At 67.2% G+C, this 16,138-nt stretch carries 16 protein-coding genes; 8 read left to right on the top strand and 8 right to left on the bottom strand.

Features of this window, described 5'->3' with window-relative positions; all coding sequences use genetic code 11:
* Positions 1–7: 7 nt before the first annotated feature.
* From FJ386_03775 to FJ386_03760, 4 genes are read left to right on the top strand one after another with little or no spacing between them, the layout of a single operon-like run.
* Positions 8–673 (top strand): aminoacyl-tRNA hydrolase, encoded by a 666-nt coding sequence (locus FJ386_03775; GenBank protein MBM3875823.1) that lies wholly within the window; start codon positions 8–10, stop codon positions 671–673.
* Positions 547–996 carry a 30S ribosomal protein S6 gene (locus tag FJ386_03770; protein MBM3875822.1) on the top strand — a complete coding sequence of 150 codons (450 nt, stop codon included), beginning with the start codon at positions 547–549 and terminating at the stop codon, positions 994–996. The genes FJ386_03775 and FJ386_03770 overlap by 127 nt, the downstream gene beginning before the upstream one ends.
* 26 nt (positions 997–1,022) lie before the next feature.
* Positions 1,023–1,493 carry a single-stranded DNA-binding protein gene (ssb, locus tag FJ386_03765; protein ID MBM3875821.1) on the top strand — a complete coding sequence of 157 codons (471 nt, stop codon included), beginning with the start codon at positions 1,023–1,025 and terminating at the stop codon, positions 1,491–1,493.
* Between the two features lie 36 nt (positions 1,494–1,529).
* Positions 1,530–2,132 (top strand): 50S ribosomal protein L9, encoded by a 603-nt coding sequence (locus FJ386_03760; protein MBM3875820.1) that lies wholly within the window; start codon positions 1,530–1,532, stop codon positions 2,130–2,132.
* A gap of 11 nt (positions 2,133–2,143) precedes the next feature.
* Here FJ386_03760 and FJ386_03755 read toward each other — a convergent pair whose 3' ends face one another.
* The 7 genes from FJ386_03755 to FJ386_03725 all read right to left on the bottom strand — a co-directional run bounded on the left by FJ386_03755 (position 2,144) and on the right by FJ386_03725 (position 11,490).
* On the bottom strand, positions 2,144–2,710 hold the full coding sequence (locus tag FJ386_03755; protein ID MBM3875819.1) for a gamma carbonic anhydrase family protein: 567 nt from the start codon (positions 2,708–2,710) through the stop codon (positions 2,144–2,146).
* Between the two features lie 391 nt (positions 2,711–3,101).
* Positions 3,102–3,800 (bottom strand): SDR family NAD(P)-dependent oxidoreductase, encoded by a 699-nt coding sequence (locus FJ386_03750; GenBank protein ID MBM3875818.1) that lies wholly within the window; start codon positions 3,798–3,800, stop codon positions 3,102–3,104.
* Between the two features lie 33 nt (positions 3,801–3,833).
* Positions 3,834–5,807 carry a DNA mismatch repair endonuclease MutL gene (gene mutL / locus FJ386_03745; protein MBM3875817.1) on the bottom strand — a complete coding sequence of 658 codons (1,974 nt, stop codon included), beginning with the start codon at positions 5,805–5,807 and terminating at the stop codon, positions 3,834–3,836.
* A gap of 199 nt (positions 5,808–6,006) precedes the next feature.
* Positions 6,007–9,099 (bottom strand): c-type cytochrome, encoded by a 3,093-nt coding sequence (locus FJ386_03740; protein MBM3875816.1) that lies wholly within the window; start codon positions 9,097–9,099, stop codon positions 6,007–6,009.
* Positions 9,096–9,611, bottom strand: a complete 516-nt coding sequence (locus FJ386_03735) for a hypothetical protein (GenBank protein ID MBM3875815.1) — start codon at positions 9,609–9,611, stop codon at positions 9,096–9,098. Before FJ386_03735 ends, FJ386_03740 begins: the two co-directional genes overlap by 4 nt.
* 8 nt (positions 9,612–9,619) lie before the next feature.
* Positions 9,620–10,564 carry a prepilin-type N-terminal cleavage/methylation domain-containing protein gene (locus FJ386_03730; protein MBM3875814.1) on the bottom strand — a complete coding sequence of 315 codons (945 nt, stop codon included), beginning with the start codon at positions 10,562–10,564 and terminating at the stop codon, positions 9,620–9,622.
* Positions 10,565–10,728: 164 nt separating this feature from the next.
* A complete protein-coding gene (locus tag FJ386_03725; GenBank protein ID MBM3875813.1) occupies positions 10,729–11,490 on the bottom strand; it encodes a hypothetical protein in 762 nt (253 codons plus the stop codon).
* Between the two features lie 333 nt (positions 11,491–11,823).
* On the opposite strand from FJ386_03725, the gene FJ386_03720 reads away from it, so the two are divergent.
* The 3 genes from FJ386_03720 to FJ386_03710 all read left to right on the top strand — a co-directional run bounded on the left by FJ386_03720 (position 11,824) and on the right by FJ386_03710 (position 14,525).
* Positions 11,824–12,297: a DUF1501 domain-containing protein gene (locus tag FJ386_03720; protein ID MBM3875812.1), complete on the top strand. Its 474-nt coding sequence runs from the start codon at positions 11,824–11,826 to the stop codon at positions 12,295–12,297.
* A 39-nt stretch (positions 12,298–12,336) separates the two neighbouring features.
* Complete coding sequence (locus FJ386_03715; GenBank protein MBM3875811.1) at positions 12,337–14,103, top strand: hypothetical protein; 1,767 nt, start codon at positions 12,337–12,339, stop codon at positions 14,101–14,103.
* Between the two features lie 65 nt (positions 14,104–14,168).
* Positions 14,169–14,525 carry a sulfite exporter TauE/SafE family protein gene (locus FJ386_03710; protein MBM3875810.1) on the top strand — a complete coding sequence of 119 codons (357 nt, stop codon included), beginning with the start codon at positions 14,169–14,171 and terminating at the stop codon, positions 14,523–14,525.
* 310 nt (positions 14,526–14,835) lie between these two features.
* Here the strand turns inward: FJ386_03710 and FJ386_03705 are convergent, their stop codons facing one another.
* Complete coding sequence (locus FJ386_03705; GenBank protein MBM3875809.1) at positions 14,836–15,270, bottom strand: hypothetical protein; 435 nt, start codon at positions 15,268–15,270, stop codon at positions 14,836–14,838.
* An 88-nt stretch (positions 15,271–15,358) separates the two neighbouring features.
* Between FJ386_03705 and FJ386_03700 the strand changes: the two genes are divergently transcribed.
* On the top strand, positions 15,359–16,138 hold a 780-nt coding region (locus tag FJ386_03700; GenBank protein MBM3875808.1), incomplete at its 3' end, for an MBL fold metallo-hydrolase.

Below are 16,138 nucleotides of genomic sequence, written 5' to 3'. Positions count from 1 at the left end.
TTCGACCGTGCTTCCGGCCACTGCCTTGGGCGGGGAACCGGACGCGGGCGACTGCGAGGCTGCGATGGAGAACCTGTATCTCATCGCGGGCTTGGGCAACCCGGGCGCCGAATACGAACGGACGCGCCACAACATCGGGTTCATGCTCGCCGATGCGCTCGCCGCGCGCTGGCGGGCCGTCTGGAAGACCGTCAGAAAGTTTGACGCGCGCATGGCCGAGGCCGGAGTCGCCGACCGGCGCGTGTTGCTCTGCGAGCCGCAGACGTTCATGAACGAGAGCGGCTCAGCCGTGCAGGCGGCGCGCGCGTTTTACCACGTGCCGCTGGAACGGGTGCTCGTGGCGGTGGACGATGCCGACCTGCCGCTGGGCAGCATCCGCATGCGCGGCAACGGCAGCGCGGGCGGGCATCACGGGCTCGAGTCCGTGGAGCGGCACCTCGGCACGCGCCATTACGCGCGGCTACGGATGGGCATCGGCCGGCGCGACCCGGCGGTGCGGGAAATCACCGGCCATGTGCTGGGACGCTTCGCGAAGGCCGAGGCCGAATGCGTCGCGACAGTCTTGGACCGCGCGGCAAGCCAGGTCGAGTGCTGGCTGGCGGGCGGGTTGTCGAAGGCAATGAGTCAGTTCAACGGGCCCGTCGAGGGCCCAGAGCAGAAGGACACGAAGTGAAACGATACGAAGGCCTGTTTATCCTGAACACCGCCGGACGCGAAGACGGCGTGAAGGAAATCATCGACCACATCTCCGCCGACATCGCCGCCGCGGGCGGCAAAGTCGAGACCGTCCAGAAAATGGACAAGCGCCCGTTCACGCGCGTCGCCGACAAGAAACACGCCTCCGGCTACTACGTGAACATCATTTTCGAGACCGACCCGAAGGCGCTGCCCAAGCTCCGGCACAAGTTCAAGATGAGCGCGGACGTCTTTCGCACCCTTTTCACGATCGCGCCGCCGCCGAAGGCCGCAACACCCGGGCTGATCCCGGCGGCTTGACACCCCCACTCCGACCCCACTGGCTTATGGCCGCCAACATCAACAAAGTCCTCCTGGCCGGGAATCTCACCCGCGACCCCGAGTTGAAGTTCACCGCCCAGGGAACCGCCATCGCCAATCTCGGAATCGCCGTGAACCGCGTGTTCACCAACCAGGCCGGCGAAAAAAAGGAAGACGTCACCTTCGTGGATGTCGAGGCATGGGGAAAGACCGCCGAGATCATGGGCCAGTATCTCAAGAAGGGCCGGCCCGTGTTCATCGAGGGCCGGCTAAAGCTCGACCAGTGGGACGACAAGCAAAGCGGCCAGAAGCGCAGCAAACTCAAAGTGGTTTGCGAGTCCTTCCACTTTATGGATTCCGGCGGCAGGCCCGCGCAAGGCGAAGGTTCCTCCCCCTCGACAGCCGCCACCACGCGCCCCGCCGCCCCGGCCGCCCAATCCACGCCCGCCGAACCCGATGAACCGCCCGCCGAACCGCACGACGACGTGCCGTTCTGATCCCGACCGCCCGCACCCTTTCAACATACGCCCACCATGGCCAAGAAGATTGAAATCATCCTGCTGCAGCACATCGTCGGCCTCGGCGCCGAAGGTGACCAAGTGAAGGTCGCCGCCGGTTACGCCCGCAACTACCTCCTGCCGCACCGTCTCGCCCTGCTCCACACGGCCGTCGGCAAGCGCCGGCTCGAGGCACTCCGGCAGGCCCGCGCCCAGCGCGAAGCCCACGAGCTGAACACAATGACCGAGCTCGCCAAGAGCCTCTCCAAGATGCTCCTGACCATCACGGTCAAGACGGGCGAGGACGGCAAGATGCACGGCGCCGTCACCAACGGCACCATTGCCGACGAGCTCAAGAACCAGTTCGAAATCGCGCTCGACCGGAAGAAAATCCACCTCGAGAAACCCATCAAGTCGCTCGGCGAACTCGAGGTCGAGATGCGCCTCCACCCGGAGGTCAAGACCACGCTCAAGATCACCGTCGTCAGCTCCACACCGCCGCCCGCGCCCGTCGCGCCGCCTCCTGCGAATGAAGGCGAGCAGCCGAAGGACGCGCGCGGCCGCCGCGGACCGCGCCCCGACCGCGGAGAGCGCCGGGCGCGTCCCGCAAGGGACGCCGCGCCCGAAGCGGCGAAGTAAGCTGACGGGCTTCAGTTCGGAATCACCGCGCCCACGGCGATGCGGTGCCGGAGATAATACTCCGCGCTCCACACATACTTGTCCGCCCACCAGCGGAGGCCAGCGCGTTCCTCGGACTTGAGTTCACGCACCACCTTCGCGGGCGAGCCCAGCACGAGCGAGCCCGGCGGAATCTTCGTGCGCTGCGTCACCAACGCGTTCGCACCCACGATGGACTGCGCGCCGATCTCCGCGCCGTCGAGGATCGTCGCGCCCATCCCGATGAGGCACTCGTCCGCGATGGTGCAGGCGTGCACCACGGCGGAGTGGCCGACGGTGACCCAGTTGCCGATCAGGCACGGGAAATCATCCGCCAGATGGACCATCGAGAGGTCTTGAATGTTGGAGTGGTGCCCGATCTCGATGCGGTTGATGTCGCCGCGAAGCACCGAGCCGAACCACACGCTCGAGTGGTCACCGATCGTCACGTCGCCGACAACCACGGCTGTGTTCGCGAGGTAAACCCCGGCGCCCAGCCGCGGCGTGCGTCGCAGATACGTGTCGAGTTGCTGGAAGTGCTCCCCGGCGGTGCGGCTCATGGTCGTGGATTAAGACCGGCGGTTCCGAAGTTCAAAGTTCAAAGTTCAAGGTTCCGGATCCTGGGTCGCGATCGAGCCGCGCGAGCCCCGTCCGCGTCGCGCCGGAATCGCAACTTGGAACTTGAAGCTCATCTGCCCTTCCCGCGCCCGATGCCGCCGGGTGTTTCCTTGAGCCCGCGCTCCCACGCCGCGTTGGTCACGTCCACAAGGCCGCTCCGCTCGCGCGCGGCGACGCCGCGTCGGCACGCGCGACGGCGAGCACCAGCGCGCCGCCGGACAAGGCGCGCGCGAGGAAGACGGGCGTGTGGACCATGGACGCAAGGACCGTCGTTGCCGCGCAGGATAAACGCCCCCCGCAGACGCGGGAAGTCCGATTCTGCAAGGCGGCGCCTCAACCGCCCGGCGCGGTGAGCGGCTTGCCGTTGTCCTTCGGGCCAAGCTTGAGGAGGAACGGCACCGCCGTCTGCGCCCACGCGCGCGGAGATGGAAAGCCCGCGGCGGACGACCCGAAGCAGCTCTGCAACATATCCGTGTGGATGATGCCCGGGTTGAGCGCGACCGCCGCGAGCCCGTCGGGAAGTTCCTGCGCGAGCGACTGCGTGAGGCCCTCGATGGCCCACTTCGTCGCGCAATACGGCGCGACCTGCGCGTCCGTCGAGCGGCCCCAACCGGAGCTGAAGTTGACGATGACTCCCGCCTTGCGCGCGATCATCGGCGGCGCGAACCACCGGATCACGTTCGCCACGCCCTTGAGATTCACGTCAATCACCGCCGAGAATTCCTCCGCGCCCACCCGCCAGAGCGGCGCGTTGCGGTTGATGAGCGCGGCATTGTTCAACACCAACTGCGGCGCACCGAACGCCTCGACCAGCCGCGCCGCCCAGCGTTCGACCGCTTCGTCGTCCGCGACGTCCACGCAGTCGAAGTCGTGCGGCGCGCCGAGGTCCACGCGAAGCCGCTCGACCGCGTCCTCCGAACGCCCGCAGCCCGCGACCCTGTGACCGAGCCGCGCAAACTCCACCGCCATCGCGCGCCCCAGCCCGCGCGTGACTCCGGTGATGACGATGAACCGGCCGTCCGTTGGTTTCATGCGATTGTCACCCGGCTGGCGGCCTGTTCCATCTCACTGCGTCCTTCCGAACTTTTTTTCCAGTTCGCGGAAGTTCATCTCGATGAGCGTCGGGCGGCCGTGCGGGCAGGTATAGGGCATCGCGCAGCGCCGCAGGTCCGCGAGCAGCGCCTCCAGCTCCGGCAGCGCGAGCGGGTCGTTCGCCTTCACCGCGTGGCGGCACACGGTCTTGGTCACGACGGCTTCGCCGAGCCGCAGCGGGTTGACGCCGTCGCCCGCGGCCTTCAGCTCGTCCACCAGCTCCAGCACGAACCGCCGCGCGTCCGATGTCTTCACCAGCGGCGGCAGGCCGTCGAGCAGGAACGTGCGCTCGCCGAACTCCGCGAGTCCCACGCCGAGCCGCGTGAGCGTGGGCAGCAGGTCGCGGAGGAACTGCGCGTCGCGCGGCGACAGATCGACCGTCTCCGGCAACAGAAGCTTTTGCGACGCCGCCACGCCGCCCGCCTCGAGCCGCGCGAGCATTTGCTCGAACAGCACGCGCTCGTGCGCCGCATGCTGATCCATCAGCACCAGGCCGCGGTCCGACTCCAGCACCACGTAGAGGCGGCCCACCACGCCGAGGATGCGGAGCGGGACGGCGAGCAGCGGGGGCGGGGCGGATGGGGGATGGGGAATGGTGGACGGGGGCGGAGTGGTGCGTGGTGTGTGCTGCGTGACGGGGGCGGGCGGCGCGAAGCCCATGGGGAGCGGGCGTTGTTCGCCGCGCGCGACAGGCCATTCGGGGATGGGCTTGGCGGGCAGCGGGAAGTTCGGCAACTGCGGCGGTTCCGCGACGGCGGCCTTCCCGACCTGCGGGTGACCGGGAATCGAAATCTCGCGCGGCGCCGGGCTCGAAGAACTTTGAACCTTGACCGTCGAGCCTTGAGCGTCGATCTCCGCCGTGCCGCGATGGAACGCGAGCAGCGTCTGGCGGACGGATTCTGAAACGAACCCGCGCACGTCGCGTTCGCGGTGGAATTTCACCTCGCGCTTCGCGGGATGGATGTTCACGTCCACCTCGGCCGGGTCGATCTCGAGGAACAGGCAGCACACGGGGAAGCGGCCCTTCATGAGCGCGGTGTGGTAGCCCTCGATGAGCGCATGGTTCAGCCCGCGGTTCTCGACCGGGCGGCGGTTCACGAACAAGTGCTGGTCCTCGCGCGTCGCGCGCGACACACCGGGCGCGCCGAGGAAACCCCGGAGCCGGATTTGTGATTGCCGGTTGCCGGTCGCGGATGGAGCGGAGGCGTCTTCCATGACGCTTGCGTCAATCGTGCCCGTGCAGTCCACGGGGAGCAGCTTGAGTTCCGCGCCGTGAAAGGCGCGGAGGCGCTCGCGCAGCGCGGCGAGTTGCGACGCGGCGTCCGCGCCGGACTTCGCCGCGGGCAACTGCCACACGGCCCGGCCGTCGTGCGTGAAGCTGAAGGCGACGTGCGGATGCGCCAGCGCGGCGAGCATCACGTAGTGCTGGATGTGCGCGCGCTCCGTTTCCTCGGCGCGGAGGAATTTGCGGCGCGCGGGCAGGTTGAAGAAAAGCTGCCGCGCCTCGACGCTTGTGCCCGGCGCGCAACCCGCCGCCCTCACCTCGATGATCTTGCCGCCGTTGATCACGACCTGCGTGCCCTCGGGCGAGCCGCTGTCGCGCTCGCGCGTCGTGAGCGTGAACCGGCTCACGCTTGCGATGCTCGGAAGCGCCTCGCCGCGGAAGCCCATCGTGCCGATGGACGCGAGGTCCTCGGCGCGCCGGATCTTGCTCGTCGCGTGGCGTTCGAGGCAGAGCAGCGCGTCGTCGCGGCTCATGCCCAGGCCGTCATCCGTCACGCGGATGAGGCTGCGCCCGCCGGCCTGCACCTCGACGTGGATGCGCGCGGCCTGCGCGTCGAGCGCGTTCTCGACGAGTTCCTTGACGACACTCGCGGGCCGTTCGACGACCTCGCCCGCGGCGATCTGGTTCGCCACGTGGTCGGGCAGGAGTCGGATGCGGTTCATCGGCGCTTCAGTGGGCGAGTGTTGTGCGGAGAAGAATCGAAGTCGAAAACTTTTCCTGCCCGCCGCCGGCAACGTGGCTTGCACCGTGCCGCGGGTCCGCCAGACATCGGCGCGACCCGCATGACCCTTCCCGCGCCAGCCCTTGCCGCGGGGTGATCTGCGCCGCTGTGTTTCGCGGCGACGATCCAGCGCGGCGCTCCTATTTCAGGGTCATCACGAACTCGATCAAGTCCGCCAGCCCCTGCGGCGTGAGATTCTGTTCAAGACCCTCGGGCATGAGCGACTGGCCGGAGCTTTTCATGCCGCGGATGCTCGCGCGCGGGAGCGTCCGCTCGATGCCGCTGGCCATGCGCAGCGTGACGTGCGTGGTGGTCTCGTTCGCGATGAGCGCGGCGAGGCTCTCGTCGTCCTTCGTCTCGACGGTGAAGGCGAGGAACTGCGGCGCGACCTCGCGGTTTGGGTCGAGGATGTTCACGAGCAGTTTCTCCGCGCCGGTGTTCTTCACGGTCACGAGGTCGGGGCCGAGCACAAAGCCCTCCGTGCCGGCACGGTGGCACGAGGCGCAGCGCTCGGTGTAGATGGCTTTGCCCTTGGCCGCGTCGCCTTTCATTGTAAGCGCGGGCATGAAGGTCTTCACCACCGTGTCGCGCGGTTGCGGAAGGACGGCGCCGAGCAGTTTCGTGGCGCGCTCGCGGATGGCTGCGTCGCGATGGGCGAGCAACGGCTTGATCTGCGTGGAACTCAACTCGGCGGGCTTGATGACACCGCCCTCGAGGGCCGCAAGCAGCGCACCGGTGCGCTCGGGCCGCGCGAGCAACGCGGTGAGCGCCTCGCTCTTGAGGCGTGAACTGAAGCCGCTCCAGCGCTTCGTCAACTCGCCGCCCAGCGCCGGCTCCGTGAAGCGCGAGAGCGTGCCGAGCGCGGCGAGCTGCACGGGCTGCGGCTGCGCGGCGTCGAGCAGCGCGAGCAATGTCGCTCCTGAATCGGCGTAACTGGTGAGGCCGAGCAACTGAATGGCCTCGGCGCGCGTGGACTCGTGCGTCTTGGCGTCGGCAGCGAGACGCGCGGCCTGCGCAAACTGCGGTTTCAACTTGCCCTCCGGGTCGGCCTTCGCGAGCGAACTGCCCGCGCGCTGCAAGCCCTCGCCGAGAGCGCGGATGAGTGGGAATGCAACGGATGGCAAGCGAGCGCCACTCAATTGCGACGCGACCTTTGCGACATTCTTTGGCTGGCTCTTGGAACCAATCAAAGCCGCCATGTCCCTCAGCAGTCTGTGAAAGTCTGGCGCGGTAACCGTTGCGTCTTCCAAAGCGAGCGAGGCGAGAACTTCAAAGACATCAATCGCCTCATCACCCAGCGAATTCAGCAGCGCTGAACGGAACCAAGGGCTATCGAACTGCTTGAACACAACCGCGATCCACACCGCCCCTTTGTCCTTGAAGCGAAGGCCTCCCAGGGTCAGTGCTGCTTGAAAGGCGAGGCGATTGTTGAAATGGTGGCATTGGGCTGCAATCGCGCCGAGAAGGTCGTCGGAAAGTTCTCCATTTGTGGCGAACGATTCGCTGAGCATGATGGCCCGTTCCCGCGCAAGCGTTCCTTCGGCCTTCCTGAGCGCTGCGAGCAAGTCTGCCTCGGTGAGGGCGTTGAGACCTTGCAGCCCCTGCAGCGCGTGAGCGCACGTCAGCTCAAACGGTGAGTCATTCAGCAACTTCCGCAACATCACAACCCCCGCCTTGTCCTGCCGCTCATAAAGCAACCGCGCCGCCGTCTCTCGGTGCCAGCCGTTCGGATGTTCGAGCAGTTTCACCAGCTCGGCAGTGGTGGCCTTGCCGAGCTGCGCGGGTTTGGGCTGCTTGAAGTTCTCCGGCACGATGCGCCAGATGCGGCCGCGGTCGCTGCCGCTGTTGAGGTCAATGTGCTGCTTGATGCTCTCGGGAATGCTCCACGGATGCTCGATGACCTCGCGATACATGTCCGCGATGTAGAGGCACCCGTCAGGCGCATTCTGGAACTGCACCGGGCGGAACCACGTGTCCGTGCTCGCGAGGAACTCGAAGCCCTGCTCGTCGTCCGGCCGCTTCGCGACGAGTCCCACGCCGTCGGGCGCGGGATAAATCTTCTTCCGGTGAACGAGGTTGCCGCCGGCGTCGCCGATGAAGGCATTGTCCGCGAAGTCCGGCCCGTAGGCGTCGCCGCGGTAGATGGTCGCGCCGGTTGCGCCGGTGAAGTAGCCGGAGACGCGCCCGCCGCCTTCGACCCCGCCGGGCACCACGCCGCTGATGCGCCAGCGCGTGCGGATGATGCGCCACGGTTCGTCCGGGCTGATGCGGAAGACCTCCGCCGCCGGGCCGTCCGCCGCGATGCTCACGCGCGGGCTGGGCATGGCGTAGTGCGGGTTGCGGCCGGCGTAGCGCGCGTCATACATGAGCACCTGCAAGTGGTCGGAGTTCGAGCAGACGAACTTGCGGCCCTTGCTGTCGAAGCTCATCCCGTATTGCGCGGTCGGCCCCTCGGCGCGCATCACGAGCGTGCGCGGGTCGAAGGAGAAGTCGCGGCCATTCAGCGCGAGGTCCGGCGGCGGCGGGTTCGCGGCGACCTGTTTGATGACGCCGCCGTTGCCCGCGGTCGCGCCGTGGATGCGATTGTCGAGTCCCCAGTTCAAGCTGTTCGGCAACGCCTGCACGTTGAGCCGGGACGCCGTGGAGCCGAAGCCGGTGAAGACGACCTTGCGCTCGTCGGCCTTGCCGTCGCCGTTGGTGTCCTTGAGCCAGAGGATGTCCGGCGTGGCGATGACGAAGATGCCGCCGTTCCAGCAGATCACGCCCGTGGGCCACGGCAGGTCGTCGGCGAAGACGGTGGCCTTGTCGAACACGCCGTCGCCGCGCGTGCTTTCGAGCATGCGGACGCGGCCGAGGTGGGGCTTCTCGTCGCGCAGCTCGGAGTAGTCGCGCATCTCGACGACGAAGAGGCGGTTGTTCTCGTCGAAAACCATCGCGATGGGGCTGTTCACGAGCGGCTCGCCCGCGGCCAGCTCGACGCGGAAGCCTTTCTTCACTTTGAACGACTTGACCGCGTCGGCGGGCGAGAGCGCGGGGAATCGCGGCAGGTCCTTCGCGGCGTCGAGCTTGGGCTGCTCGCCTTTTTTGCCGTAGGCGTCGGAGTAGGTGACGTTTGACTTCTGCTTCGCAGGAGCCTTGGGCGCGGGCTTGGAATCCTGCCCGGGCCCGGGGGCGGCGAGGGCGAGCGTGAGGGCGAGGCCGGGCGCGGCGGCGGACCAGCGGCGGCGGTTCATGCTGGAAGCCAAGACGCGACGAAACGGGAGGTCAAGGAGGGAGTTGAACGCGAGCGAGGCGAGGACGGCCCGACTAGTCCGTGATCGTCGCCTGGCCGGTGGCGGCGTTGTATTGGACTTTCTTGCCGGGGGGCAGGTCGATGCAGGCCGATGCCTGCCTCGGCGAGGCTGCGGGGCCACCGGCCGTTGTTCTCCTTGAACCGGTCGATGTGATACGCGAGCACGGAGTTGGCGCGGGTGAGCACGCTGGCTTGATCCATCCTTGCGCCAAAGTGCGCGAGCGCGTCGGCGCTGGCTGCCGCCTTTTCAGCGGGAGACATCTCGGCAACGGGCGCGGCCGGTGCGGCGGGCGCTGTTGCCGCGGGTGCCGTGACGGGCGAGGCGGGCGCCTTGCGCTCGGAGGGCGGCGTGGCGACCTGGATGGGCTTGGTCGCTTCGGGCGGCGGCTTGCCGCTGCACGCCGCGAGGGCGAACGCACCGGCGGCCACGCAAGTGTTGAGCGCGCGGATCATCGGTCGAACTAGTCGCCCTTTCGGATGCTCCACATGCCTCGGCGCTGGTTGAGGGCAGGCGTCGTCTCGAATGTCTTCAGGAATTGCGCATGTCCGTCCACGAACAGGTAGTTGTAGTTGTCCATGCCGTGATGCTCGTTTTTGATGTAGTTGTAGACGCTGCCGGGCGAGGCGTAGTGGCCGGCCGCATCGCGAAGCACCGCCCGGTCGGGGTAACCGGCGATGTTGTCGACGTGGAAATACTCGGTGATCATGATCGTGCCGGTGGGGTCGTTGAAGGTGTTTTCACGGAGGGCCAGTTGACGGCTTGGCGCGGGATTCGGCGGCGTCACCCCGTTGAAGCTTGGCGAGGACGAGTCGGCGTTGTTCCACGTCGCGGTCGTCGCGGCATTGGCGGGGAAGCTCCAGTTCAATCCGGCCCCTTCCTGCACATCCGGCCCCGGCGGCCACGTGGGCGCCGCCGTGTCCTGATACATCGGCATCGTGTAGGACCGGCGCGAATACTTCGGCGGGCTGGCCAGCGTCGCGAGGAAGGCCTGGGTCGTCGGCCGGAAGAGCGGGTTGCGGTCCGAGGGGCAGGCGAGCGCGGCCGTGGCTTTCTGGTTCACGACGAACCACTGCTCCGCCAGCGTGAGCGGCGTGCCGAGGTAGCTGGCGATCAAGTCGTCCCACGTCATGCTCGCGGTGAGCAGGGGGTTGGCGTTGCCGAAGGTGATGTTCGCGTAGGCCATCTTGTCGTCGGCGTCGCTCATATACATGATCATGGCGGTTCCGACCTGTTTGTTGTTGCTCATGCACTTGGCCATCTGGCCGCGCTTCTTGGCCTGCGCAAGCGCCGGGAGAAGCATGGCGGCGAGAATCGCAATGATCGCGATGACGACGAGCAATTCGATGAGGGTGAAACCGCGCGCGCGGGCGCGAGGCGTGCCGGATCGGGAGACGATGGCATTCATGATCGTGGGCTTGGGCAGGCTTTGTTTCAGCCGTGACACGACCGCGGGGCCGATGGAAGTGCCAATCACACCGCGGGGTGCTGCCGGCTTTTGGATTGGTCGGACGCTTGCACAAGCGGATGACGCTGACAAGCGGTTTTCCGGCGCCCCCATCCCGCCCCGGTTCACTGCGGCAGCACGCCGGTGACGAAGGCGCCGCCCGCCGTGGTGCCATTCACGGCGGTGATTGAGAGCGTGAGCATTCCGTCGAACCCCTTCGAGTCCATCTGCTGGATGCTCCCGTCGGACAGCGCGATGTTGCCGGCGAGGTCATGGTGCGCGGCCGCGCCTCCGGCCATGATGCCGGAGTTGCTGCCGATGACCCAGGCGATCGAGTTCGGTGTGCTGACCGAAAACTGCCCGCCGTAGCGCCCGTTCGATGGCGTCATCGGGCTGTTGTAAGCCTGCACGGACTGGCCGTTGTTCCCGCTGCCATAAGGCGGCACCGACGGCGAGAGGGCGCTCGCCGAGATGCCGGGGCCGATGTTGCCATCGCCGCTGAGCGGAACCGTCGGACGGATTTCATCCGCATCGTAGCCGATCGCGTAGCTCGCGGCGCCGCGGTCGAGCGCGAAGTTCCCCGGGATGGGGTGGGGGACAATCGCGCCGCTGGGGTTGGCGAAGTAACCGATGTTCGCCGGCGGGCTGATCGTCGTGCCCCAGTCGGTGGCCATGACGTTGCGGCGAAGCTTGTCGCCGGGGCACATCAGGATTTTCGCGCTGCCCAGCTCGTTCGAAAGGAAGCCAAACGTGTCGAACACCGCCTCGGAACTGCGGATGTAGCGCGCCCCGGCCGCCTGGACCGTGCGGCAGGCGCCGAGCGCCACGTCGGGCGTGACCTGCCCGGCCGAGCCGGTGAGCCAGTTGCCCTGCGTGCGGTAGGGCATGCGGGCGTCGTTGTCGTTGGCGAACACGTGGAACGCGAGGCAGACCTGCTTGAGATTGCTGACGCACTTGATGCGCGCGGGACGTTCGCACGCGACGGACTCGAGGGGATGGCGTGGGTTTTCATGACGGTGGGTCCGGCAATGTGTCTGGGATCGTCCGCACCGTTGCAGAACCGTCGCGGTTGGACAAGCTGAATTCCTCAACCGGATGGGAAAGGCTGACTCGGCGCGTTCGGAGGATTAGGATCAGGATGAAGATCAGGATTAAGAGCTGAGGACCAACTCCCCCAATGCCGGCGCGGGTCGGGTGATACACTCCCCCACGGTTCACCGATGCGCTCCACCCGCACCCATTCGCCCGCCTGCGCCGGCTTCCACGCCGCGGCGTTCAACCGCCGCCACGCGCTGAAGGTCGGCGGGCACGACCCGCTGCTCGTCACGCAGAATCCCAACGACCCGGCCTTCGCGCTGCCCGAGTTGAGCCTGCCCGCGGACATCACGCCCGGGCGCCTGCAACAGCGCCGCGAAGTGCAGAAGCTCATTGATGCGCAGGCGCGCCTGCTCGATTACTCGGCCACCGCGCGCGGCATCAACGACTACTACGAGCGCGCGATGGCGATGCTCACGTCGCCGAAGCTGCGCAAGGCCTTCGACCTCGCGAGCGAGCCCGACAAGGTGCGCGACCGCTACGGCCGCACGACCTACGGACAGAGCGTGCTGCTCGCGCGCCGGCAAGCCGGTGATGGGTGTGGTGGCGTGAAGCTTGCGGACTGCCGCCGCAGTTCGAACGGCGAACTGAACGCTTGAAGTGAAATCGCGCGAATATTGAGAGGGATGAGGTGAGGGGTGAATCGCGTGTCCAAACCACGCTTGGCGCGGGCTGGCGCGGCCGGTTACGATTCGACGGTGACCATCAAGCCGGCTCTGACTTTCCTCGCGCTCGCGCTCGCGTTTCCGTGCTTCGCCCAAAGCCCCTCGGTCAACTCCGCGTCGCCCGCCGCCGCCGCGCCGGGCAGGGCCACTGAAATCACCTTCGCCGGCGCGAACCTCGCGGGCACGGCCGCGCTGTGGACGAGCTTCAACGCGAAGGCCGAGCTTGTCCCGCCCGCGGGCACGAACGCGCCGGACGCGTCGAAGGTCACGTTTCGCCTCACGCTGCCCGCGACGCAACCCGTCGGCATCGGCGCGGTGCGCGTCGCCACGACGAACGGCGTCTCGGGCCTCGTGCCGTTCCTGGTGGACGACCTGCCGAGCATCGCGGACAACGGCACGAACAAGGCCGTCACCAACGCGCAGGCGCTCACGCTGCCCGTGGCCGTGGACGGCGCGTGCGAGGAACTCAGCTACGACTTCTTCAAGTTCACCGCGAAGAAGGGCGACCGCATCGCCGTGGACTGCGTGGCGCGGCGGCTCGGCTCGGCGCTCGACCCGGTCGTGCGCGTGTTCGACGCGAAGGGCCGCGAGCTCGCGTGGAGCGACGACGACCCGTCCGCGGGCCGCGACAGCCGCGCGCTGTTCGAGATTCCCGCGGCGGGCGCGTATTTCATCGAGGTGCGCGACATCGAATATCGCGGCGGCGCGGCGTTTCGCTACCGGCTGCGCGTGGGGAGCTTCCCGCTCGTGGAATTTCCGTTTCCCTTCGCGGCGAAGGCGGGCGATGCCGGAAGCTTCTCGCTCGTCGGCAAGGGGCTCGAAACGGCGAAACCGCTGGCGCTGCTCGCGCCGAAGTCCGCCTTCGCCGGCCGCGTGCCGGTGAACGCGAAACTGCCGCGCGGCGCAGCCACGGGCTTCGGCGGCGTGCTCGTCACAGGCTTCAACGAAGTGAACGAGGTGGAGCCAAACGACACGAACACGCTCGCGCAGAAGCTCGCGCTGCCGTGCGCGGTGAACGGGCGGTTCGCCAGGCCGCGCGACCGCGACTGGTTCGAGTTCACCGTGGCGAAGGGCGAGCGCCTGCTCATCGCGAGCCGCACGCGCACGCTCGGTTCGCCGTGCGACTGTTACATGGAATTGTTCAAACCCGACGGCACGCGCCTCGCCGCGACGCGGCCCACCGCGGTCGAGGAGGCCGCGATCACGAACACCTTCACCGAGGCGGGCACGTATCGGTTGCGCGTCGAGGAGGTGAACCGGCTTGGCGGCACGAATCTCGCCTATCGCATCGAGCTTGCGCCCGCGCCCGCGTTCGCGCTGAGCGTGGACACGGACAAGTTCGAGGCGGCGGCGGGCGGGAGTTTTTCGTTGAAGGTGGACTGCGCGCGCGCCGGTCACGACGGGCCGGTGAAGCTCGCGTTCGCGGAGCCGTCGCCGGGTTTCACGATCGAGAATGACATCATCGCCGCGAAAGCCACGAACACCACGATGAAGGTCACGCTGCCCGCCGGGCTCGCGCCGGGCCGGTTGGTGCACCTGCGGCTCCGGGGCGCGGCGAAAGTAGGGGAACGCGAGGAATCGGCGGCGGTGGGCACGATGCCCGCGCTGCGAAAGGTCTTTGCGGACACCGTCCACTCGACGCTGATGATTCCGCCGGAGTTGGACGGACTCATTGCGGTCGGAGTGAAGCCCGCGTTTCCCGCGAAGCCCGTGGAGCCCAAATCGCCATCCGCGAAGTGACGCGCGGCGCGGCGGGCGCCGAGAAATGAGTTGTCGGCTGCGCCGGGCGGGGGCATGAAGCGCCCATGCAATACGTGATCGCAGGGCTCATCGGCCTTTTCGGGGGAGTGACCAGCGGACTCTTCGGCGTCGGCGGCGGCGTGGTGATGGTGCCGGCCATGATGCTCCTGCTGAAAATGGACATCAAAATGGCGGTCGGCACCTCGCTGGCCGTGATCATCCCCACCGCGCTCTCCGGCACGATCAAGCATCACGCGCAGGGCCACGTGGACTGGCGCGCCGCGGCATCGCTCATCCCGATGGCGATCCTCGGGGGCTATCTCGGCGCGCTGCTGGTCGGGCACATTCCGTCCGAGATGCTCAAGCGCGGCTTCGGCGCGTTTCTGGTGCTGGTGGGGGTGAAGTTGTTGTTCTTCAAGTAAGCCAAACCGCACGCGCGAATCCGCATGAACCCGGCCCCATCTCGCAGCACCATGAGTTCAAGCTGCCCGATGGACGCGCGGAGCTGCTTGCGGTGATGAAGAAGGACCTGGCTGTGCTGCGCAATTGGCTGGCGTGAAGCTCGCGCGGATGCGGGACGGTTTTTCGCGCCGGAGCGCGGATGACTTCGTAAATGCGCTGAAATCAAGGCGCGCTCCGCGGCGCTTCAGCAGGCACGCCTCCTGCAAAGGAAAAACCCGCCGGACGAGCGTCCGGCGGGATTTAACCCAATCAGTCCTCCTTTGAAATGGACTACCAGCGAGCGCCGATAAACACGCGGGGTCGGCAGACCGGCCCGTAAGTGTAAGTCACGACAGGCGCAGGGTGCACCATGACCGGCACCTGCTGGACGTAGACGACTGGTCCCGCCGGCGCCGTCTGGACATAGACAGGAGCAGGTTGAACCTGAACCGCGGGCTGCTGCACCAAGACCTGCGGCGGCGGCGCGTAGATGATCTGGGGCTGGTGCGGCGCGACGAAGGCCGGTGCGGGCTGGTAGTAAATGACTTGCGGCGGCGCTTGCACGACCACGCGGCGGGGTTCGGCGATTTCGTGGATGACCTTCGCCGCCAGGAGTCCGGTGAGGACTTTCCCGGCCGTGGCCCATTCACGATCCCCGGCGGCTGCCCTCGGGGCCTTTGCGCTGAACAAGGCGAGGACGAGGAGCATGGCCAGCGTGAGTTTCATCGATCCCTTTCTTTGGTGATTGTTGGCGTGTTCGACGGAATGAGTTGGCCAATATTCAGGACGCGGCCTAAGTTGGCCACGCATCCCGATGACCTCCGACCCCGGCCCAAGTCATCCCGGCGCCGACAAACCGCGGCGGCGCCTGCCGCGATCCTTCAGCGACCTGACCCCCAGCAGACACTTCAGCCCGCGCACATTCTTCCGCGAGATGGTGTGGAAGGCGTGGCTCACGCGCCGCACGGGCGCGCACCGGGCGCCAGCGTTCCCGCGCCTGCGCGAGGGGCAGATGGCGGTGACGTGGATCGGGCACGCGTCGTTCCTGGTGCAGTTCACGGACTTGAACGTGCTGGTGGACCCGAACTTCGCCAACTGGCTCTTCCTGATCAAACGCATCAAGCGCGCGGGGCTCAAGCTGAAGGACCTGCCGCCGGTTGACCTGGTGCTGCTGACGCACGCGCACTTCGACCACTTCCACAAACCGACGCTCCGACGGCTGCCGCATCCGAAGATCGGCGTGATGCCGTGGGGCATGGGGGATCTGGCGCGCGGGTTGGGCTTCTCGCGCATCGTGGAGTTGCAGTGGTGGGAAAGCTTTCAGCACGGCGACTGGCGCGTGACGCTCACGCCGTGCAAACACTGGGGCGCACGGATGCTCCACGACCAGCACCGGGGCTACGGCGGTTTCGTGCTGGAACACCAGGGCCGTTCAGTCTATCACGCCGGCGACAGCGCCTACTTCGAGGGCTTCAAGGACATCGGCGTGCGCCTCAAGCCGCAGGTCGCGCTGCTGCCCATCGGCGCGTATTTCCCGGAGAGTTTTCGCAATGTCCACATGGGCCCGGACGACGCGGTGAAAGTCTTCCGCGAC

The organism is Verrucomicrobiota bacterium, assembly GCA_016871675.1.
GTDB lineage: Bacteria > Verrucomicrobiota > Verrucomicrobiia > Limisphaerales > VHCN01 > VHCN01.
The sequence above is the reverse complement of the archived record's forward strand: the minus strand, read 5'-3'. Positions and strand labels throughout refer to the sequence as shown.